The sequence below is a fragment of the Pseudoalteromonas sp. OFAV1 genome (assembly GCF_021532595.1).
Classification (GTDB): Bacteria; Pseudomonadota; Gammaproteobacteria; order Enterobacterales; family Alteromonadaceae; genus Pseudoalteromonas; species Pseudoalteromonas lipolytica_C.
Window position 1 is genome coordinate 109,449 of sequence record NZ_JAKGBG010000002.1, and the last position, 21,665, is coordinate 131,113.

The 21,665-nt window shown below is 38.7% G+C and carries 18 protein-coding genes; 8 read left to right on the forward strand and 10 right to left on the reverse strand.

The window, feature by feature from the left end:
• The first annotated feature begins 5 nt into the window (after nucleotides 1-5).
• A complete protein-coding gene (locus L1267_RS01640; RefSeq protein ID WP_199526886.1) occupies nucleotides 6-1,016 on the forward strand; it encodes an ABC transporter ATP-binding protein in 1,011 nt (336 codons plus the stop codon).
• A gap of 313 nt (nucleotides 1,017-1,329) precedes the next feature.
• Here L1267_RS01640 and L1267_RS01645 read toward each other — a convergent pair whose 3' ends face one another.
• Nucleotides 1,330-4,446 (reverse strand): TonB-dependent receptor, encoded by a 3,117-nt coding sequence (locus L1267_RS01645; RefSeq protein ID WP_138556557.1) that lies wholly within the window; start codon nucleotides 4,444-4,446, stop codon nucleotides 1,330-1,332.
• Between the two features lie 34 nt (nucleotides 4,447-4,480).
• Entirely contained in the window at nucleotides 4,481-5,344 is an 864-nt protein-coding gene (locus tag L1267_RS01650) for a S1/P1 nuclease (protein WP_235381934.1), read from the reverse strand.
• Nucleotides 5,345-5,563: 219 nt separating this feature from the next.
• On the opposite strand from L1267_RS01650, the gene L1267_RS01655 reads away from it, so the two are divergent.
• Both L1267_RS01655 and L1267_RS01660 read left to right on the forward strand, forming a co-directional pair.
• Nucleotides 5,564-6,469, forward strand: coding sequence for a hypothetical protein (locus L1267_RS01655; RefSeq protein ID WP_138556555.1), 906 nt, complete (start codon nucleotides 5,564-5,566; stop codon nucleotides 6,467-6,469).
• Nucleotides 6,456-7,403, forward strand: coding sequence for a hypothetical protein (locus L1267_RS01660; RefSeq protein ID WP_235381935.1), 948 nt, complete (start codon nucleotides 6,456-6,458; stop codon nucleotides 7,401-7,403). Before L1267_RS01655 ends, L1267_RS01660 begins: the two co-directional genes overlap by 14 nt.
• A gap of 47 nt (nucleotides 7,404-7,450) precedes the next feature.
• Here L1267_RS01660 and ushA read toward each other — a convergent pair whose 3' ends face one another.
• Together ushA and L1267_RS01670 are read right to left on the reverse strand one after the other, a co-directional pair.
• Nucleotides 7,451-9,055 (reverse strand): bifunctional UDP-sugar hydrolase/5'-nucleotidase UshA, encoded by a 1,605-nt coding sequence (gene ushA / locus L1267_RS01665; protein WP_235381936.1) that lies wholly within the window; start codon nucleotides 9,053-9,055, stop codon nucleotides 7,451-7,453.
• A gap of 74 nt (nucleotides 9,056-9,129) precedes the next feature.
• Nucleotides 9,130-9,327 (reverse strand): hypothetical protein, encoded by a 198-nt coding sequence (locus tag L1267_RS01670; protein ID WP_235381937.1) that lies wholly within the window; start codon nucleotides 9,325-9,327, stop codon nucleotides 9,130-9,132.
• A 246-nt stretch (nucleotides 9,328-9,573) separates the two neighbouring features.
• On the opposite strand from L1267_RS01670, the gene L1267_RS01675 reads away from it, so the two are divergent.
• Nucleotides 9,574-10,311 carry a peptidylprolyl isomerase gene (locus L1267_RS01675; RefSeq protein WP_135926586.1) on the forward strand — a complete coding sequence of 246 codons (738 nt, stop codon included), beginning with the start codon at nucleotides 9,574-9,576 and terminating at the stop codon, nucleotides 10,309-10,311.
• Nucleotides 10,312-10,361: 50 nt separating this feature from the next.
• Here the strand turns inward: L1267_RS01675 and L1267_RS01680 are convergent, their stop codons facing one another.
• A complete protein-coding gene (locus L1267_RS01680) occupies nucleotides 10,362-10,775 on the reverse strand; it encodes an MAPEG family protein (protein ID WP_135926587.1) in 414 nt (137 codons plus the stop codon).
• Nucleotides 10,776-10,941: 166 nt separating this feature from the next.
• Between L1267_RS01680 and L1267_RS01685 the strand changes: the two genes are divergently transcribed.
• Nucleotides 10,942-13,827: an insulinase family protein gene (locus tag L1267_RS01685; RefSeq protein ID WP_235381938.1), complete on the forward strand. Its 2,886-nt coding sequence runs from the start codon at nucleotides 10,942-10,944 to the stop codon at nucleotides 13,825-13,827.
• 49 nt (nucleotides 13,828-13,876) lie between these two features.
• Here L1267_RS01685 and L1267_RS01690 read toward each other — a convergent pair whose 3' ends face one another.
• Entirely contained in the window at nucleotides 13,877-15,259 is a 1,383-nt protein-coding gene (locus L1267_RS01690) for a Na+/H+ antiporter NhaC family protein (protein WP_235381939.1), read from the reverse strand.
• 287 nt (nucleotides 15,260-15,546) lie between these two features.
• Between L1267_RS01690 and L1267_RS01695 the strand changes: the two genes are divergently transcribed.
• Together L1267_RS01695 and L1267_RS01700 are read left to right on the forward strand one after the other, a co-directional pair.
• On the forward strand, nucleotides 15,547-15,951 hold the full coding sequence (locus L1267_RS01695) for an NUDIX hydrolase (RefSeq protein ID WP_235381940.1): 405 nt from the start codon (nucleotides 15,547-15,549) through the stop codon (nucleotides 15,949-15,951).
• A 3-nt stretch (nucleotides 15,952-15,954) separates the two neighbouring features.
• Nucleotides 15,955-16,446: a GNAT family N-acetyltransferase gene (locus tag L1267_RS01700; protein WP_235381941.1), complete on the forward strand. Its 492-nt coding sequence runs from the start codon at nucleotides 15,955-15,957 to the stop codon at nucleotides 16,444-16,446.
• On the opposite strand, the gene L1267_RS01705 is transcribed toward L1267_RS01700, so the two are convergent.
• Genes L1267_RS01705 through L1267_RS01715 form a run of 3 tightly spaced genes read right to left on the reverse strand, consistent with a single transcriptional unit; the run spans nucleotide 16,429 to nucleotide 19,930 of the window.
• Nucleotides 16,429-17,040, reverse strand: coding sequence for a PqiC family protein (locus L1267_RS01705; protein WP_135926592.1), 612 nt, complete (start codon nucleotides 17,038-17,040; stop codon nucleotides 16,429-16,431). The genes L1267_RS01700 and L1267_RS01705 overlap by 18 nt on opposite strands.
• Nucleotides 17,040-18,695: an intermembrane transport protein PqiB gene (pqiB, locus tag L1267_RS01710; RefSeq protein ID WP_135926593.1), complete on the reverse strand. Its 1,656-nt coding sequence runs from the start codon at nucleotides 18,693-18,695 to the stop codon at nucleotides 17,040-17,042. The genes L1267_RS01705 and pqiB overlap by 1 nt, the downstream gene beginning before the upstream one ends.
• Nucleotides 18,692-19,930 (reverse strand): paraquat-inducible protein A, encoded by a 1,239-nt coding sequence (locus tag L1267_RS01715; protein WP_135926594.1) that lies wholly within the window; start codon nucleotides 19,928-19,930, stop codon nucleotides 18,692-18,694. Before L1267_RS01715 ends, pqiB begins: the two co-directional genes overlap by 4 nt.
• Before the next feature lie 138 nt (nucleotides 19,931-20,068).
• Here L1267_RS01715 and L1267_RS01720 point away from each other — a divergent pair, with 138 nt between their 5' ends.
• Complete coding sequence (locus tag L1267_RS01720; RefSeq protein WP_235381942.1) at nucleotides 20,069-20,842, forward strand: substrate-binding periplasmic protein; 774 nt, start codon at nucleotides 20,069-20,071, stop codon at nucleotides 20,840-20,842.
• Here the strand turns inward: L1267_RS01720 and L1267_RS01725 are convergent.
• Nucleotides 20,831-21,631: a thioesterase family protein gene (locus L1267_RS01725; protein ID WP_135926595.1), complete on the reverse strand. Its 801-nt coding sequence runs from the start codon at nucleotides 21,629-21,631 to the stop codon at nucleotides 20,831-20,833. The genes L1267_RS01720 and L1267_RS01725 overlap by 12 nt on opposite strands.
• Nucleotides 21,632-21,665 lie beyond the last annotated feature (34 nt).

Here is a 21,665-nt window from a genome sequence, read left to right on the forward strand (position 1 = left end):
GTTTAATGCTATCAGTTAGTAAGCTGTCTATCGATTATGGTAGCAATCGTGTGGTAAGTGAACTTAACTTATCACTTGGGGAAAGTGAGATCCTCATGCTAGTTGGTCCAACTGGCTGTGGTAAAAGTACAATTTTACAAGCGTTAGCTGGGCTTATTCCTATTAGCGAAGGCGAAATAAATTTAGGTTCATGGCGAGCTACGCCAAAACTAAAAGTTCCCCCGGAAAAACGTAAAGTAGGAATGGTGTTTCAAGATTTTGCCCTTTTTCCACACTTAACTGTTGAACAGAATATTTGCTTTAGACTTAACGATACTTCTAAAGCCGATCATTGGATAAAGCTACTAGGTCTTGAAGCATTTCGAAATAAAAAGCCGGCAACCTTATCTGGTGGTCAAAAGCAGCGTGTCGCACTCGCTCGAACTCTTGCTCATGAACCAGACTTTGTTTTACTTGATGAACCATTATCTAACCTAGATGCAGCTCTAAAAGATACTCTTCGATGGGATATTAGAAATGCATTAAAGGCTGCAGGTGTTCCCGCTATTTGGGTGACCCATGACCAAGAGGAAGCCTTATCTGTCGGTGACCGTGTAGGGGTGCTTAAAGAGGGGATAATTCAGCAAATTGATACTCCTGAGCGTTGCTTTAGCTTGCCAAGTAATCGTTTTGTGGCACGCTTTTTAGGTGAGGCAAGTTTCATTGCCGGTAATTGTGTAGGTGATACAGCCACAACAGATATAGGCAATGCACCAGCAATCAAAATAGATCATGATGCAGCAAAGGTTGATGTATTGTTGCGCCCTGATGATGTGCATCTAATTAATAATGCTAATACAAATAACGGTGAAGTGACCTGGGTACGTTATGAGGGTGGCAGCCGATTATGCGCTGTTAAACTGGCATGCGATACTGTGGTGACAAGCCGTGTGAGCCATGAGGTGATAGTGCGCCCGGGTGATGCTGTGCATGTTTCAATCAATACAACCCACCCACTTGCGGTTTACGCAGCTTAAATAAAACTTTGTGTGCAGGTCAAATTGGCCTGCATTTTCATATCAGGGTAGTTCGGGCTTTAGTCCGTGATCATTCAAGTTTAAAGATTTGTCGCCATAAATGACGACTTACATAACAACGCTGGATCGCGTTAAACATCAGCCCTCAGCCATCAAACGCGATATTAAATCGCTGCTACTGGCAACTTGCTAATTTTACTCTTGTCCCTTGCTAACTTTCCCCTAGTAACCTGTAACTCGCTCACTTTCTTCCAAACGTAAAAAGCCCGCCAGTAGGGGCGGGCTTTTGCTTTATAACAAGGTTAACTCGTTATTAGAATGTGTAACGTACACCTACACGCATTTCCCACACTGATGCGTTGCTTTGTGTTGCAGTTTTACCATTGTTAGGGCTAAAGTTTGAGTAAACGTAACGACCTTGGTCATCGATTGATGTTTTAATCATACGGTTACCAACGAAGTTACCTTTCTTAAGTACACCCCAGTCATCGTTTAACATGTTAGTTAAGTTATCGATAACGAAGAATACTTCACCTTTGTGACCAGGCATGAAACCAGGTAACTCTTGAGTCATCTTGAAGTTAACTTTCGTGAACCAATCAGCGTTTTGGCTGTTACGGCCAACGATTTCACCGCGCTCAAGGCCTTGAGCAGAAATCCACTCGTTAAACTCATTAATTTCATCAGCAGTCATATCATAAACAACGTTAGGGTCATTTACTTCAGGGATATACATTAGCTGACGGCTACGGTTTGAGTTGCTATCACCCCAAACTTTGTCACTACCGTTATATGTATAGCTGTAAGGTAGACCTTTGTATGTTTCGCTGAATAGGTTGAAACGTGTGCTGTAACCATCAAACAACTCAGTTGTGTAACCTAATGTCATAGTAAAGCGATGTGGGATCTCGTAATCAGATGTGCGTGCACCTGGGTTTGTTGGATCGTATGTCGCCATGTTACCGTAGTTAGAGCTCGCTACAGAGCTTGTCATTGGGTTAACATCTGTTGAATCTGTGTAAGCGTAAGCTAGTTGTACGCTAATACCGTTATCAAAACGCTTGCTCATTGCAGCAGAAATGATATGAGACTCACCACTGTCGCCACTCACATTAGTAAGTAATAAGTCACCGCTACGCCCTTCTTTAGACTTAAGAATTGGACGACCATCAAACGTTGTTTCACCAGAATCTTGCAACGCGATGTCTTGGATAATTGCAGCATCTTTACGTTTAGTGAATAAGTAATCTAGTGAGAATACATACTCATCTTCAGTTGTGTATGTTGCACCTACTGAGTATTTCCACTCTGATGGCATTTCAAAGTCTGGGTCAACAGCATTTACTGAAGAGTCACCCGCACCAATTGTTGTATTAGCAACTTGGTCATACATTTCTTGTGGCACTTCGTAACCTGGTGTACCACCATTCACTGTCGGTGTATTGAATAAGTCAACATCTTCACGGTAAGTACCAATGTTTGTAATACCATCGTTAGAGTATGAGTTAGATAACCATACGTTCGGGTTACCACCAGAGAATAAGCCAACACCAGCGCGTACTTCTAATGCATCCGTTGCGTACCATTCAAAACCTACACGTGGTTGAATTAAGTCGATGCCATCGAATGTTGCTTGGTTACTAAAACCATAACGGTTAGTAAAGTTTTCATTGTAGTTAGGTTTGTCGTCACTTGTGTATTTGTCGTAACGAAGACCAAATGTTAATGTTGCGTCTAAATCTGTGAAGCTGTATTCATCTTGCACATAGAAAGTGTGTTGAGCGTATGAGAAGCTTGCTGCCGCATCAGTAGGGTTGTTAGTACCTGCAGCGTTGTTGTAGTAGATAGCTGAAGCTTGGCCTGCTTCAAAATCATCTACAGAATCAAAACGCCACTCACCTTGAGTGTGCTGTACGAATTGGTTAAATACGTCTAGCTTTTCGTACTCATAACCACCAGTAATCGTATGTTGATCAAGGTAATATGTACCAGCAACTTTTACAGTTGTTGTTTCATAGTCTAGGTCGTTTGATTGACGAGAGTCATCTGGACCGATGTAGATAGTACCGCCACCAGCAGCATCAATTTGCATTTCACCAAAGCTACTTGCCGCATCTAAAGACTGTACTGTTGCATCTAGCTCTGATTTACCAATACGAACTTCAGTAGAGAAGTTGTCTGACCAATCTGAGTAAAGTGAACCGATGATTGATGTAAACTCAGCACCTTGCTTGAAGAAATGGTTTTCTAAAGCTACTGTATCGCTGTATGCATCTGATTGAGATAGCGTGAAAGCATCATTATAGTTATAGATTATGTTTGCACGGTGATCGTCGTTGATGTTCCAGTCTAACTTAACTAAGATTTTTTCATCTTCAACTGGTGCGCTTGATGGCATGCCACCTGCGTCATAACCGTAAACATCTTGAGCGATTTGTTGTACACGAGCTACGTCTGCAGCTGAAACACTACCTGTATTTAAACCGCCGTATTCGTACTGTTTAACACCTTCAACTTTCTCATAAGATGTGAATAAGAAAAGGTTATCTTTGATTAGTGGTAAACCAACGTTGAAGCCGTAACGTTTTTCAGTGTAATCACCGTTATCGTAGTCTTCGCCTTCAATTTTATCGCCTTTCATTGAATCATTTGTGTAATCGAAGAAAACACCACCGTGTACTTCGTTACCACCAGATTTAGTAACTGCGTTAATGTTACACGATGTGAAACCACCGTATTGAACATCAAAAGGCGCTAGTTCAACGGCAACCTGCTCGATTGAATCGAAAGAGAAAGGAGCACCGATTGTTGGGTAACCGTTTGAGCTTAGACCGAAGTTATCGTTCATACGAACGCCGTCTAGCGTTAAGCTGTTGAAACGTGGGTTACCACCACCACAGTTGATTGAACCACGGCTATCATCGATTGTTACACGTGGGTCGATACGAATGATATCTTTTAAGTCACGGTTGATAGCTGGTTGGTTTTCTAAATCTTCAAGTGTGAAAGTCGCAGCAGGACCTGTACCACCAGACATACGGCTGATAGGGCGACCTGTAACAACGATTTGTTCGATGTCTGATTGCGGCTCTAACGTAACATTAACAGGGTAGTCAGCACCAACTTGTAGGTTAATATTGTTGAAAGTTTGATCTGCAAATACGTCAGAATCTACAACAACGCGGTAAGGACCACCTACGCGTAGGCCTTTAGCTGTGAAGTAACCCGCATCGTTCGTTTCAGTTTCTTTAGTTGAACCTGAAGGTAAGTGAACGATAGTAATCTTAGTGCCAGCAGCAGGGTTGCCGCTAGGACCTTTGATTTGACCCTTGATAGCAGATGTTGTTTCATTTGCTAACGCTGCACCACTCACACCAACACATGCTGCAATAGCAAGTGATAGAGCTGTTTTGCGGAGTTGGATTTTCATTATGTTATTTCCCGTGTTAGAGGTTATGTTTCATTTATAGTTTGCTGTCAGTTGGCATCTTAAGTGCCTTTACTAACGGTTTTGCTGATTTATCAAATAAACTATTTAATAAACCGGCCAATCTTATCCCGCCTTGCTGTAGGCGAGTTTTAACAATTGGTAAGTTTTTATAGATATAACTATAACTAACGTTTGTTTCATTTTCTTTATAGATTGAATTTGCAATATTATGTGATTCGATTAACCAATCGCTTGGTGAACTGGTAAGGTAGTCCATTATCAACGCTTGATTTGTTGTATTTATAAATTGCGCAAATTCAGTATAGGACAAATTTTCATTTTCAATGAGTTTTGAGTCCCATAGGCTATGTAAATTGGTATCTTGCCCGAAGAATGTGACAGAAATATTGTTGCCGCCACGATCTTCACTGCGACCTGCATGGAATGGTTGGTGACTATCACCAACAAGATGAACTAAAAAGCGTAAAGCAAACTGTTTTTCTGCAAGTGATGCTTTTTGGTTTTGTAAAACTGAAATTGAATATTCCATCCCTTCAAGGATGTCAGACACTGTGTCTTTATTGTGTTGGGCATGAGAGTCGAAATGGGGATCAGCATCACCCTCTTTGAAATTGATGTAATGCCAGCGAGATGACTTTTTTTGCCAAAATTGCTCAGGGGCAGAGCGCATTTCATCGGCCCAAGTGGCAATTTGAGGGAGTGACTCGCCATCAAGTAAAGGAATTAATGCTTGCCTCGTGGTGTCAGTAATATGCTTAGATGCAATTTCACCAACAATACGATGACCATTTTGTCCCCATGCATTAGCCGGAGTACTTAACACCGCTGAAATAACAGGTGTCGATAACAGCAACATCTTTATTGTTTTTTGTAACATTGACTCAGTGTCCAAAAATGAATGTGCCCTGAAGCACGATTACTTGGTGCTAATTCTCCTGAATTTTAAAACAAATAGAAAGGACTCAATAAGATTCATAATTTCTTGTTCATATATGTTTAAAAACAATGAGTTATTTATTTCAGGTAAAATTACCTGTTGTAATAAGTAAGAATAATTGTTCAAATAGAGGCAAGGGTGCGTTGTTGGCTATAAAAATTGAATTTAAGAACAATACTAATAAAAAAATCTTTGATTGTTACATTTTTGTTTCTGTCGTTTGGCTTGTTTTGTTTTGTGGGAATTTTACAAGCAAATAAGCCTATATCTGATATCGATACGTTTATTGAAACTTCTTTTCAATGTGATACTAAATCTGAGGTTAATCTTAATGAACTTGTCGTATATTCATCTGGTAAACGGCTAGCTGAAGATGTCGCGTTTTCATTATGTCAAGACGACACTATCAGTAAGCAATATGGCAAGGTTACCTCTTATTGGGGTTACAAGACATCTGATACAGTTGAGTTTTTGGGTAAAGGATTAGCAGATTTGATCCTCGCAAAAGAAAACTTAATTAACGCTTTTATGGCAGAATCAACTTACAACTATAAAGCCGTTGTTGGTTTTCCTGATTACACCGCCTACTTTATTTCAAGCAAAGAAAAGCCGCGGCTAGATAAAAGTTATTTTCTTGACAAACGAATTGGCCTTTTAGATTACCCTACAAGCCGTTCTGGTCATATTTTGCCAAAACAGTTGTTTAAAAAGTTAGATATAAATTTAGAGAATTTAGACATTACCTATGCTGGCTCTCATTCAGAGCTGAGAGAATTACTAGCAAGCGGTAAAGTTGATCTAATTTCTTCTTATTGGCAAGACATAGACCAGCAACGTTTTTCAATCAATTATATTACTCCCATCAGTGACAACATTAGTGGCAGCCGTTGGTACCTTAAAATGCAAGACGAAAACACAGATCTTCTCTGTGCTGTTCAAAAACGTTTAATTGATTTAGCGCATGACCAAAATTCTCATTATTTCAATCACGTTCAATCATTCTTTAACTGTAAAACGCAACACTCGATGCGAATAAATGCTGAGGTAAACAATGCTACCAATTAGAGTAAAGCTAATTTATGGTTGTTTATTCTTTGTTATTTGTCTGGTCTTATTTGGTAGCTATATTCTTGCAAAAGCGGTTAAGTCAACAGAGAATAATCAATTAAGCTTGGCAAATATAGAGAAGCGAATCGCCTTAGATTTAACTCATTTAAACCTTCCTGATGACTTTTTAAAGCATTCTGGTAGTAAAGAGGCTGTTATTGACTACCTTGCTAAGCTTAATTCGCAGCTTAAAGAAACCCCGATTTTTGTTTATTCCATCGAAGGAATTACAGAGTTTCCAGCAAGAGCAGATCTGATTGAAAAGCAACTTCAAACACCACAAAAAGTTTTTACTATTAGTTTTGTTATTAATAACAATATTTTAAGTAAAAATGATATTGCAGTATTTATTTTGGTATGTTTGTTTTCACTTGCGATTAGTTATTTATTCTTCTTAAGTGAACGCACAAAATTACAAGTTGCAAAACAACTTCCTGAACCTGAACCGAATAGTAAAACAAAACCTATTTTGATTGTCGATCTTCAAAATAAAACATTGGCAGCAAATTGTAGCCCTGATAAACCTGTTGCATTAGCCAATAAGCCGTTATGTTTTTATTTGGCTTTGGTTGAGTTTTGTACTGAAAATCCTGATGTAGTGCTCAATCAGAATAAGGATGTTCCTGAAGAGTTACTTACACTTGCTAATAAGTATTTTTACCGGTTAGTTGAATTAGGTCATACAGTCCGTAAAAGACCAAATTTTACCAATAGTTTAGAAAAAACCTTGAGTGAAATCCGCGCTGCGCTTGATGATGTTTGGCAAGATCAACCAGAAGTTAAAGATGTTTATTATCCACCGAAAGCGCATGGTGAAGGTTCGCGTTCACGTTTACATCATTATGGATTAAAGAACATAACGTTAGAAAATATTGAAGTGATAGGTAAGTAAAACTAAAAAAGGGAAGTCATTGACTTCCCTTTTTACTTTTAATTTGTTTATTTAGGCGCGAAATCGGCCGCTTTAACAGGACTATTTTGCTCAAAGAAACGTTTTAATGCCTGTGCGTCAGTATCATCTGTACTGACAAAGCCTTCTTTGTTTGTAAGAGTAGGGTAGCCATCACCACCTGAGGCGTTGTAGCTGTTAATACTCATACGATATGTTTTCGTCATATCAAGTGGTTTACCAGCAATTTTAACATCAGATAATGTGTCGTTTTCACGCTTAAAGCTTAATTTATAATATTGTAAATAAGCACCTGAATCAGGTGGGAAAGAAGTCACAACAGATAGGTAATCAAATAATGCCTTCCCGGTCATATCAATATAGGTGATACGGTTTTTAAAAGGGTGAACTTTTAAAATGTCTTTATAGCTCACATCGCCAGCTTGAATGCTATCACGAATACCACCGCCACTTATTATACCAAAATCAGCACCAACAGATTGCATTTGTGCAGCAATTATTACCCGTGCTAGGTTTACTTGCTCGTAACGAACTTTGTTACGGTCACCCTCTAGCTTTTCATCAACTGCACCAATCTTTCCAGCAATTTGCGCTGCCCCTTTTGCTTGATAAACAGCAAGTACATCTTGTAAGTTTTTGTTTGGTTCGATGTAATCAGCTGCCAACTTTTTATTGCCGTTTTCATCATTGATATAAAGATTTACCGGAATAAGCGCGTAATTAAGTAGTGTTAGTTGACCATTTTCTAATTTGAATTCAGCTTTACCAACATATTTACCCCACTCATGTGCTTGCATGATCCAAGTACCATTTTGTTGATCTGGCTTACACTCTTTGCCTGGTATAAAACTCTCATCTGCAACGTTGGCTTCTTTCATACAGACCGGTTCTTGTGAATGTCCACCAACAATTATGTCAAGTGTACCCTTTGGTAGGTTACGAGCCATTGTTACATCACCCGGTGCATTAATGCCAAAGTTTGCATCAACATAATGGCCCATGTGTGTAACAGCAATAGTGATATCAGGGTTGTATTGTTTATCGATTTCAGGAGCTAGCTTTGCTGTAACTGCTGTTGGGTCTTTAAACTCAAGGTTGCCAATATATTGAGGGTTACCTATTTTAGCTGTATCTGTGGTTGTTAAACCGATTACAGCTATTTTTAGGCCATTCTTCTCAAAGATCTTATATCCTTGATAACGTGTCTCGCCAGTTGCCTTATCTATAATATTGGCAGATAAAAATGGGAAGTTAGACCATTTTTGTTGTTGATCAAGTACTGCCAGTGGGTTATCAAATTCATGATTACCTATAGCCATGGCATCATAACCAATGATAGACATACCTTTAAAATCAGGCTCTGCATGCTGTAAGTCAGACTCGGGAATACCTGTATTGATGTCGCCACCTGAGAGTAATAATACTGCATGACCTTTTGCTTTAGCATCAGCTCTTAATTGATCAATTAAGGTCTTACGAGCTGCCATACCATACTCACCTTGCTCATTGTGCCAAAAGCGACCATGGTTGTCGTTTGTATGGAGTAATGTGAGGTATTGTACTGAATCAGTGTGTGTAGAAGAGCTGCAAGCCGCTAAGGTAAGCAGTAAAAAAGAAGATAAAAAAAAGCGCATAATTGTTTGCCTGTTAAAAGCAGTAGTTAATTAAGCGCTTAGTTTAAACGACTTATATTTAAATTAAATGTCTTTTATAGATTTTTATTGCTATTTTCGGTATTCAATTGTCCAGTCGCAGCGAGTTGCCTACGAATTAACTCTTGTTCTGCATAATGTGATTTTTGATGGTTATTACCAACCATCCAATTTAAGAAGCTCGCTGGTAATTTACTATACGGCTCACCTTGGTGTAAGCCAAAATCGCATATTGCGTTATCTTCATTCGCCATGGTTTATTCCTGTGTGTTCTTTGTTGTCATGCAAATACTAACAAACTCAGTGTATTTGATAAGACGATTTTGATTTAAGATTTATATTTTTTATAACCATAATGAATACGCGGTGTAAATAAATGTAACTAACTTGTAATTGGTTTGGCGCGTTTTGTGTAACTATTTTGTTTGCTATTTAAGCGCCTAGCGTTTTTGTTTAGTCTTGCTGTAGTTTTAGAATAAAAATATCAGGAAAGATAAAAAATGAAAAAATATTTAATTGCCTCTGTGCTTTGTGCAGCAAGCTACAGCGCCAATTCAACTATCATTGAAATGCAAACTAACCAAGGCACGATTACAGTTAATCTATTTGATCAACACACCCCAATAACTGTAGAAAACTTTTTAAACTATGTAGAAGAGGGCACTTATAATAGTAGTGTCATTCATCGCTCTGTTGAGAATTTTGTTTTACAAGGCGGAGGATTTAAATTTGATTCTGATTTTAAAGCTATTGAAACAAATGACGCGATAAAAAATGAGCCTAAACTATCTAATGTGAAAGGCACCATTGCGATGGCTAAGCAAGGTGGTAATGCAAATAGTGCAACTAGCCAATGGTTTTTCAATTTAAAAGACAATAGCGCTAATTTAGATCTTCAAAATGGTGGTTTTACTGTGTTCGGCCAAATTACAGCTGAAAGCCAAATGGTGTTAGATAAAATCACTGAACTCACACACTGTGGTGATATTCCTGTTGTTGGTTTAAATAACGATCAATGTCCAACAGATACCTCAGGCTTTAATGGTGAGAATTTAGTAACTATTAATAGTGTGGTAATTCTTGACGATGATCCGAACTCTTCTCAATTATTAAAACCAAAAGAAAACACGCTGATCAAACAAGATAAGCCTTCAGGTGATTTAGACAGTGGCTCAGGTGGTAGTATGGCGTGGATGCTGTCTTTACTAGCTTTGTTTGGCTTTTGTCGTCGTAAATAATTCCTTGATAAGGCGCTTAAAAGCGCCTTATTTCTTAGTATTACTGAGTATTAAAAGATTGTTATTAATATCAGTACCCACATAATCAGCATAATAAAGCTACTGATAACAAAGCTATAATATCTAGCCTTTAACGTATTAGAGGTTAAATGTATAAAGCTATGGATTATGCGCAAAACGACATAAGCCCAAGCAAAGCCAACAAAAACAGTACCTACAGCATTTAGTTGTAGTGCAGTTAAACACGCAATAAAAAACAGTACAGGCATTTCGAACTGATTTATAAAGTTACGATCTGCAACACGCACGTGCGCACCTGCTTTTTCTAAATCCATTGTAAGAAAGTCTTTCATTTCTATGGTTTTTTTCTTAGCTGCGCTAAAGCGGCGCTTGCCCATAATGTACATTACTATGAATGTAAGTAATACCTGAGTAAACATCGCTACGATTAGCCACTTTTCCATAACTCATCCTTTTATATTGTAATTATTATGATTTTTAGCCTTTTGCATTGCTTTTTCACAATGTGTTACAAACTTTTAGTGTTAGTCTGTTAAAAAGCATTGAATTGCGGCTGATGAAAACTCATCATAAATAAAAATTGATTCAATATCTAATGGATACATAATAATGAAAAAAATAATGGGCCTTAGTGCAATCGCATTTGCTGTGTTAGCTGGGTGTTCTTCAACATCTACTATGACTTCATCTACAGCTAATAGCAGCCTTATACCTGATTCTTTGGTTGTCAGTCCAAATGATGCCCGAGAATATAAAACACTAAAACTAGATAATGAGATTGATGTTATTTTAATCTCAGATCCGAGTGTAGAAAAGTCAGCAGCTGCACTTAGTGTTGGTGTCGGTTTACTACACGACCCAATGTCGCAACAAGGTATGGCACATTATCTAGAACATATGCTTTTCCTAGGTACAGACCGCTATCCTGATACCAAAGGTTATAGTGATTTTATGACCAAAAACGGTGGTGCGCACAACGCTTACACTTGGTTAGATATCACTAATTATATGTTTAAAGTAAATAACGATGCCTATGATGAAGCATTAGACCGTTTTTCTGAATTTTTTAAAGCACCTAAGCTTTACCCTGAATACACTGATAAAGAAAAAAATGCGGTTAATGCTGAATGGTCAATGCGTCGTGAAATGGACTTTTTTGGACAATTTAAATTAGCACGCAAAATGATGGGAGACCATCCTGCAAACCGTTTCTTAATTGGTAACCTAGAAACGCTAGGTGATAAAGAAGGCAGTGATTTACATAAAGAAACGGTTGCTTTTTATAATAAATACTATTCATCTAATATCATGAAAGTGGCGATGATTTCTAACCGTCCGCTAGCTGAAATGGAAGCAAAAGCTAAACAGTATTTTGCAGATATCGAAAATAAACATATCGAAAAACCAACAGTAACAGATAAACTTGATTTTGATAAAGCTGGTGGTAAACGTGTTTACTATTCACCAAATGAAGACGTAAAACAATTACAACTTGAATTTACAATCACCGATAACAGTTCACAGTTTGCAGTTAAACCTAATCGCTTTGTGTCTTACTTGTTAAGTAATGAAATGCAAGGCAGCCCGGCACAAATATTACGCGATAAAGGCTGGGTATCACGTTTATCTGCTTCTGATTCACCTACACAATATGGTAACTACGGCAGCTTAACAGTAAGTATTGAACTAACTGACGCCGGCATGCAAAACCGTGAAGAAATTGTTGCTATGGTAATGCAGTATATTGCGTTAATTAAAGAGCAGGGTGTTGATAGCAAGTATTTTAATGAAATTCGTACTTCGTTAAACAATGAGTTTCAATTTCTTGAAAAAGGTGATGAGTTTGGCTACGTAAGTAACCTTACTGATAGTATGCAAAAGTTCCCAGTGAACAACGCAATTAATGCACCTTACTATTATGCAAAGTTTGATGCTGACGCTGTCCAAAACGTGCTTTCACAGTTAAACGAAGAGACGCTACGTATTTGGTATATTTCAAAGCAAGAAGAGACAGACTCGCAGCTACATTTTTACGATGGTAAATATCGTATTGAAGATATCAGCGACGAAGAAGTTGCAAGCTGGAATAAACCAAGCGAATATGCTTTAGCTTTACCTACTGTAAACCGCTTACTGCCAGAAAGTTTTGCTATTAAGACCGCGGAATTTAAACAGCAAGCACATCCTAAACTGGTCTTTGATAAGCAAGGTGTCAAAGTTTGGCGCCAAGCAAGTCAGCAATTTGCTGAGCAACCTAAAGGGCTTGTTGAAGTTTACATTAACACACCTGATGCATTAGTTGATGTAAAAGCACAGGTGCTTTACTCAATTTGGGCTGATCTGTATAACTTAGAGCAAAGTAAATTAAGCACTGAAGCGGCTGTAGCAGGTATGAGTTTGGGGTTACAGCCAAGCAATGGTCTTATATTATCACTGAGCGGTTTTACTGATAAGCAGGACGTATTATTGGCTCAGGCGCTTGAAAATCTGACTTTAAATGTATCAGAAGATGGTTTTGCACAAGCGATTGACCGTTATAAGCGTGATTTACTAAATCAACAAAAGCAATTTCCTTTCTATCAAGCATTTGGTGAATATTCTAAGCTAACACGAAGTGGTAAATTTGATACCGAAACCTTAATTGCGGCGGCAGATACGCTAACTCTTGCTGATTTTACTGCTATTAAGCAATCAACTCTTGCAGCAAATGATTTACGTGTATTCACGTTTGGTAACTACAACCAAAATGATGTTGAATCTATTGCTAATAAGCTAACAGCTATATTACCTAAGGCTCATAAATCTACTGAGTTTGCTCGCAGCAAAGCATGGTTGCCACAAATAGGTGAACGTATTGTATTGCAAAAGGATATTGATGTAGCTGATGTAGCGATTATCGATATGGTTGTTCATCCAACACCGGGTTATAAGCAAAAGGCTCAAGCGCAAGTGTTACAAAGCCACTTCAGAACGATTGCTTTTGATAAGCTTCGTACCGAAGAGCAGCTTGCTTATGCTGTTGGTGCGTTAGCCCGTCCGATTGAAGATTACTCTGCACTAGGTCTTTATATCCAAACACCAGTTAAAGGCCCTAAAGAAATGCAAGAACGCTTTGATCAGTTTAAAAAGCAATACGCAGTAGAGCTTGATAACATGACAGAAGAAACATTTTCACAACTTAAAAATGCAACGCTGGTATCTTTAAAAGAGCAACCTAAGAATCTAAGTGACGAAATGTCACCACTTATCACAGATTGGTATCGTGAAAACTTTAACTTTGACTCTAAAGAAAAGCTTATTGCTGAAGTTGAAAAAGTAACCTTGGCTGATTTGAAAGATTATTACAAGAAAACCATGCTGAACAGTGAAGCACCACGCTTGAACATTCAAATGCGTGGTAGCAAGTTCGCTGATAAGCCATTTGCAGATCTTAAAAATCAAACAAAAGTTGAAAACTTAGAAACTTATTACAAAGGAATTAAATTCCAAAAGTAACTTATCAGTTGATAAACAAAAGCCCAAGCAATTGCTTGGGCTTTTTAATTTAGGCGATGAGCAAAAACCCTATAAATGCAGCGGTTGCCGCCAGTAAGGTGTAAGGTAATTGAGTAACCGCATGGCTGACTAAGTCGCACCCTGAGCCTTGTGCAGCAAGTACTGTGGAGTCAGAATAAAAGCATGCTTGACTACCAAACGATGACGCCGACAACAAAGCACCAATTACTAGAGGAATGTTGGCATCAATTGCATAAGCCAGTGGCATCACAATTGGAATAGTTACTGCGAAAATCCCCCAGCTAGAACCCGTTGCAAAAGCAAGTACTGCCATTGCTAAAAACACCACGGCAGGTAGGTATTGTGCTGTCATATAAGGGCTTAAAGTATTAATGACATATTGCGGAAGCATTAATTGGTCACACACATCTTTAAATATAAAGGCCGCAACGACAGTTCCAATTGCTGGGATCATACTTTTAAAACCATCTAACATACGCTCCACTAGTTCTGACAATGTCATTAGTTTTTGCAACATATAAAACGGTAACACCACAGCAAAGGTTGCAAGCAATCCTTTATATACGTCAATGTCGAAATAAACAGTAAACGCAACAAGTAAAATAATCGGCACTAAAAAGTTATAGAGTTTGCCATTGGATGCTGCTGTTTCAAAGTTCTCTTCTGCGGCTTTAACAGCGTATTCATCCGCTGTTTGTACATCGGTGTATTGGCTATTTGAGATCTCGATTTGATTATTCATTGCACGTAGTTGTGCCTTTTTCATCGGCCCAAAAGCAGGGATCACATTTAAGCTGACAAGCAATACAACAAGTACGGCAAACCATGCGTACAACATATAAGGGATTGCTTCGATGTATACGGCAATACCTTGGCCTTCTGCTGCAACATTATTATCGACTAATAGGCCACCAAAAAATACCGCCCATGTAGAGAGTGGTACAAGCACACAGATAGGTGCGGCAGTTGAGTCAACAACATAAGCTAGCATTTCGCGGCTAATTTTAAACTTATCGGTGATACGCTTCATGGTTTCACCAACCGTTAATGCATTGAGGTAATCATCGATAAAAATAATCACACCTAACACAAAGGTCATTAGCAAAGATGAGCGTTGACCTTTGGCAAACTTCAACGCTAATTCAGCAAATGCACTTGCTCCACCGGTTCTTACCAATAAGGCAATCAAGGCACCAAACCCGCCACAGACTAAAATTAGCCAGGCAATGGTTTCATCCTGCATCACTTTTAACGATATATCAGCAAAGTTTGACAGTATAGCTGTTGGCCCAAGCATGGCTAAACCAAACAAAGCTCCAACAAGTAAAGATAAAATAGGGCGGCGTAAAAACACGGCCAAAACAACCACCAATACTGGCGGAAGTAAACTTAACGCAGAAGGTTCTTGCATTATATTTTTCACACAGTTAAGCAATGCGAGATTGCTTACAGAAATCCGAAGTCTATCGACTCAAGTAACTGCTTTACGCGAACACACTTTTATGGACCCAGTAGGGAAAGTGCCTGCGTTGGCTGGCGCCAGACAGTATAGAGGGTATACTGCTTTTGTTTTGCCCAAAACATCGAAAGAAAAATAATCTTGAATATAAATTTAGTCAATAAGAATTTTTATTGCGATGGTAATTATTTTACACTCTTCAACGGTGTTACTTTTTTAATTTAATTAAGCAAGGGTTTATGGCATTTTCAGATACATACAGACTCAGTAGTCACGCGGTTATAACTAACAACCAAGGTCAAGTGCTATTACTTAAAGCTAATTATGGTCAAAAAAGTTGGGGGTTACCTGGCGGGGCTTTAGATAAAGGCGAAACAATTCACCAAGCGTTACTTCGCGAATGCCAAGAAGAGCTTAATTGTGAGGTAGATATCGCTTATTTAAGTGGTGTTTATTATCACACTGCATTTAATTCTCATGCGTTTATTTTTCGGGCACATCTGCCTAATGATGCCCAGATTGTGTTGAGTAATGAGCATACTGAGTATGCTTATTTCGCCATTGACGAGCTCTCAGCAGTGCAAAAAGAGCGTGTTTTAGATTGTCTTAATTTTACCAATGATGTGGTAAGTAAGGTATTTTAATATATGACAGATATATATTTACGTGCTGGCCAGCCTGATGATGCGGCATTTATTGTTGAGCTTTTAAACCAAGCAACATTTTTAGAGCATATCGGAAATAAAAATATAAATACACCAGCACAAGCAGAGCATTATATTCAACAAACCTTTATAAATAGCCACCAGCAATATGGCTTTGGTAGTTATATTGTCTGTTTAGCTGATGGTACACCGGTTGGTATGGTGGGGCTGTTTCAGCGTGATGCATTAGCTATTCCTGATTTAGGGTTCGCGTTGTTAGCCAACTATGAAGGCAAGGGCATTATTACATCGGCAGCTAGGTTGCTGATGGCCAAAAAACACGTATTAGATCTTGGGGTGCTTGCAGCAATAACCTCGCAAACAAATATTGGCTCGCAAAAGGTACTACAAAAACTAGGCTTTGAGTTTATAGGCGATGTCATCATTAACGATGACAATCAGCCACTTAAACTCTTACTAAATAGCAAGCTTTGACACTTCGTTTGCAACTTGTTTGTTAACCTTTAGCCAAGTTGACTCAAGGGTGGCTACAAGTCCCTCGTAATCACTTGCTTGTAAAGGTGTAAGCTCATTGAAGTAATTGACCGCCTTCAACTTTCTGCCAGATTCAGGAGTTGTATAGTACAAGCGCCAAAGCCCTGCAATATTCGCATTACCTTGCTCATCACCGTTAAAGTGATGTAGCTCATACTCTAATTCATAAAAGCTTTGCTGGTCTAAATCGGTGATCACAGGTAAGCCTTTTATAACCATCCAATTATCAAGCTCAGTGTAAAGTTGTTGATGAGCACTGGCAGTTAACATCAAATCAGGAGATTCACTCCATAAATGATAGTTAGCAGCATTCACTCTGTTGTTATCAAGCACCATGGCGATACCACGATTATTTAGCGCACCACGTAACTTTACTGTGTTAATTCTGAGCTGAGCTTGGGTATTCTCCGCTAAGCGTTGCATTGCCACTATCGGCTGCGAAAATTGATAATACTCAATGGTTGAGAATGAAGTTTGGCTACAGGCCGAAAGTAACAGCACTGATGCAATTGAAGCACAGAGTTTAAAGTTCATTATTGTTTCCTCGGCGTTGGATCTGCAGGTAGCTCTTTATCAAAGATCAACATATTCGGTTGCTGGTTTAAACCACGTGTAAGTGGTTGTAGCTCTTCACTTAAACGTTTAAATTCAGACAAGGTTGTTTGTAATTGCTCATGGAATGTTGATCCTTGTTCGTAACTTGCCATAGTTTTTTCAAATTGCTTCATTGTCTTATCGAACTGTTGCATGCTCTTGGTCATCTCAGCAAAGTTGCGATTAATATCACCAGGTAAGTCTTGAGTATCTTGTTTATTAAGCAATTCACGCATGTCATGTGCAAGTGCTTGGTATTCTGCAAAGGTCGTTTGCATTTGTGCCAAACTGTCTTCGATTTTGAGATTATTGACTTTATTTAATACATCAGAGACTTGATCAGCAATGACGGTAATTCCACTTGAAACACTTGGGAATACTGTATAGTCAGCAATAGTTGTTAATTCTGCAGGTTCAGCATTATCATAAATGTCCAAGTCCACATACACTGCACCTGTTAATAAGTTTCCTGGCTTTAATGAGGCTCTTAAACCACTTTTAATCCAGCCATCTAAACTTGACTGCCAGAACTCTCTGGCTGCAACATTGTCATGGTAGAGTCTTCCATACTCAATTTTAATCAGCGCTGGCACTGCAGTGTTATCGACTCTAAAGTGGGCTGGTTTGCCATTTATAATGACATTTGCAGGTGCTTCAACAACAGTACCGATGCGCATCCCTCGATATTCAACTGGCGCACCAGGACGTAATCCACGAATTGATTGTTCAAAGTCAATTAGATAATAATCAAAGTCATAAAATCGCTCTTCAAGAGCAGCTTTGTAGCTATTACTTAGTGAGAAGCTATGGCCATTTGTGGCAATTTCCCCCGGTTTCTGTTGCTCAGGAATACCAACAGAAATCCCCCCTTTAAGTAACTTACTCAAAGAGCCCGTATTGACATTAATACCATCGGCAGACAAATCAATTTGTATACCTGAGTTAACCCAAAAGATAGAATTAAGCGTGATCAGGTTTTGATAAGGCTCATTAATGAAAATACCATATTTCATGGCTTGATTTTTCCAATCAAAAGTAGCCGTTTCTATTTGCCCTATTTTGTAATCCTTAAAATAGATACCTGTACTCACATCGAGCACTTCAGCGTTATAGCCATGGAGGATAAAGCGACCTCCTTTTACATCATTGGCAATTAGCGCAGGTTCATCTTGTAGTTCAAATCGCTCGGATGTTTCTTTACTTTCGCCTGGAGCAAACTCCAGATAAACACCCGACAATAGGGTACTCATCCCACTAATACCGGTATCATCAATGCGTGGTTTAACAACCCAAATTTTCGCATCATCCGTTAAAAGGTCTTCATAGTGTTTATCTATTTGTGCTCGTGCAATTACACTATCTTGTTCATCTGAGAGTCTTACATGGTCAATTTGACCGATTTTTACACTGCGTACCTTTATTTCTGTTTTGCCTGCGATAATACCTTCAGCATGGGGCATTTTGATAAAGATTGTTGTACCTTTATTTGCTTGGTATTGATACAGCATCCATGCGCCGATGAATAAAGCGATTACAGGAATAATCCAGATTGCCGATATGTTTGGCGCTGTTTTTATATTTGCTTTTTCGCTCATGCCAAGGTCTCTTGTTTTACTTTATTTAAGTTATTAGGGGAATCCCACAATAAACGTGGATCAAATGCATGGGCTGCCAGCATCTGGCAAATCACCATTGTTGTAAAGAATATAGTACCTATTCCAGGCGTTACTGACATCAAATTTCCTAACTGTACTAAGGCTACTAAAATTGCCACAACAAATACATCGATCATTGACCATTTTCCAATAAATTCAGTTAATTGATAAATTCGTGTGTAGCTTTTGGTTTGTCTGTTTGCCGGCTGCATCACCATAAAGCATAAAAAACTCAAAATGAGAGCTTTTGCAAGTGGTACGACAACACTCGCTAAAAAGATGATCATTGCGATAGGGTAAGAACCACTATTCCACAAGATCATCACCCCACCAATTATGGTTGAGGGGGTTTCATCACCTAGGCTAGTGGTGTACATGATTGGGTAAATATTTGCAGGTATATAGCAGGCAACGGAAGTGATCAGCCATGCTGCCGCTTTTTGTACACTAAAAGGGTTACGAGTGTATGTTTTTGATTCACACCGAGAACAGATTTCACTGTCGCATAGTTGACCACATACATGACAAGCCCTAAGGCCTTGGTCGATTGCACGAGTATTCGGCTTGATTTGCTCTATAAAAACAGGCTCTTTGAGTTGATACCATAGATTTTGTTTATTGAGCTTAGCAGTGGTGGCAATATAACTAATAACAAATGCGCCATAAGCCCAAAAGCTCACACCAAATTCAATGTCAGCCATCGACATTATTTTTACCATACTGACCATGACACCAATTAAAAATATTTCTGACATAATCCAAGGCTGCAGTGCAAATGTTGTTTTTAAGAGCCTTTTCCCCCATTGATAAGGGAGTATCTTAAGTAACCCTAAATGTAATGGGATTATCAGCACAAGCAGTAACATAGGTAAGCCTATGATGCTGATATCTATGAATAATCCTAAAAAGTCATTGTCGTAGTTAAACAGAATACGTGCCGCATCAGGTAAGGTTATAGTTTGGGTGATGCCACTGCTTGAAAAAGATAAAAACGGGTAAAACATGCTACTTAACAGCATTAAGATCGCACTTAAGCTCAGCGCTACGACAGCACTATCTTGATTTGCTTGCGAAGAAGACAGTTTGGTTTTGCAATGAGGACAAACCGCTACTTGTTTCGCACTTAAATGTGGGATCTCAACGACAAGGTCGCAGCTAGGACAGGCTGTTTGCAAACTTAGGGTCTCATAAACAAGAACTTAGTTTAGTTTGCATCAATAACTCGATAAATTCAAATGCACCCTTTCCTAAAATAGGCTAGAATTTACGCAAGGCGCATAGATTAACTATGCAACTGTCTATTAAGGTGTGTAGTGAAACATTTTTTTATCCTTTTGTTGTTTGTAAGTTGTAAGGGCCTATGTTTATCAGAGCAAGCTGGAGAAGACCCTATTGTTGTTGCAGCCAGTTCTTATCTCCCTCCTTATGTTATTAAAGATAACGATAGTGGTATTCAATTAGAAATATTAAAAGCAGCGTTTAAATCTCAAGGGATCAGTAACATTGTTGTGCAATACATGCCAAACAAGCGTGTAGAGCAGCAGTTGCTGCAAGGAAAAGTTGATATAGCTTTAAATTTCGCTTCTGGAGCGAGTACAAATATATACCAAAGTGAACCACTATTACGCTATCAAAATGTAGCGATAAGTTTGGCTGAACAAAATTTAAAAATAGACAGCATTTATGATTTAGCTGGTAAAAGTGTGCTGGGTTTTCAAAATGCGACCAATTTTATTGAAGCACCTTTCAAATCAGTGACACGTATACTTCGTTCTTATGATGAGGTAGTAAACCAAGAGGCACAAGTTGACCATTTAATGAAGGGATGGGTTGACGTTATCATTCTCGAAAGACGTGTTTTTTTATATTATCTTGAACAATATAAGCAGACAGCCGAAATAAAACCTTTCGTTGTGCATCCAATATTTAATGAAGCACCTCGACCTGCATTTTTCAATAGTGAAGTTTTAAAGGATACCTTTAACACAGGCCTAGGCCAAATTGTAGAATCTGGCGAATATCAAGCGATAATTCGCCTTGATGGCACTGAATATGCGCAAATAAGCAGCCATGAATTACGCAAATAAAGCAACAGTTTGGCGGCTTAGTGCGATGAGCTTGCCATCATCACTCCAAATACAGCCATCTTCAAGACCGTAACCATCTTTACTATGATGTGTAACAGCTTCATAGCCAATCCAAGCATCATCAGCGATGTTTGGCTCTTCAACAAACTCGATATACCACGACATGCTACTGGCTGGGGCTGGCTGTTTATACATTTGTAATAGGGTAGGCGGCCATGCATCCGTAAGGGCAATGATATGCGCTTCGCTCATGTGTTCTGGTTTATGTTTAAATTTCATCCAGCCGCCTAAATGTGATGTGTCAGCGCCAGAAAATGGCATATTTCCGTCTTGTAAGCATAGTGCGACGTGCTGGAAAAATGCCGGCATTAAACCTTCTTTATAAGGCAGAGTAAAACGTTCGTCTACTGGTTTAAGCTGCATGCTTTTTGACACATCTACGCGTACTGCTGATTCTCTATTAGCGCCAAAACAGGCTTGTGTGATAACACAAACATCGCCATTTTGAATTACTTTAGCAAGTACTTGCGCACTGTTTTTACCTTCGCGTAAAACTTCAACATCAATTGAAAAGTCGCAGTCAGCGATTAACGGACCAACAAAGTTAGTGCTTAAAGATAGTAAACGACGAGAGTTGTCGATATGTTGACGAATTGCTTGATATAATAAAGCTGCTGATAAACCACCAAACGCAGTGCGACCTTGGCACCAGTTTTCTGGAAACTGCATTACTTTTGTTTTGTCTTTACCAAGTTCTGTTGCCATGGCGAGTAATTGATCAAAATGCATAATTTTCCTTAACATTTATTGCTATGGACAAGGT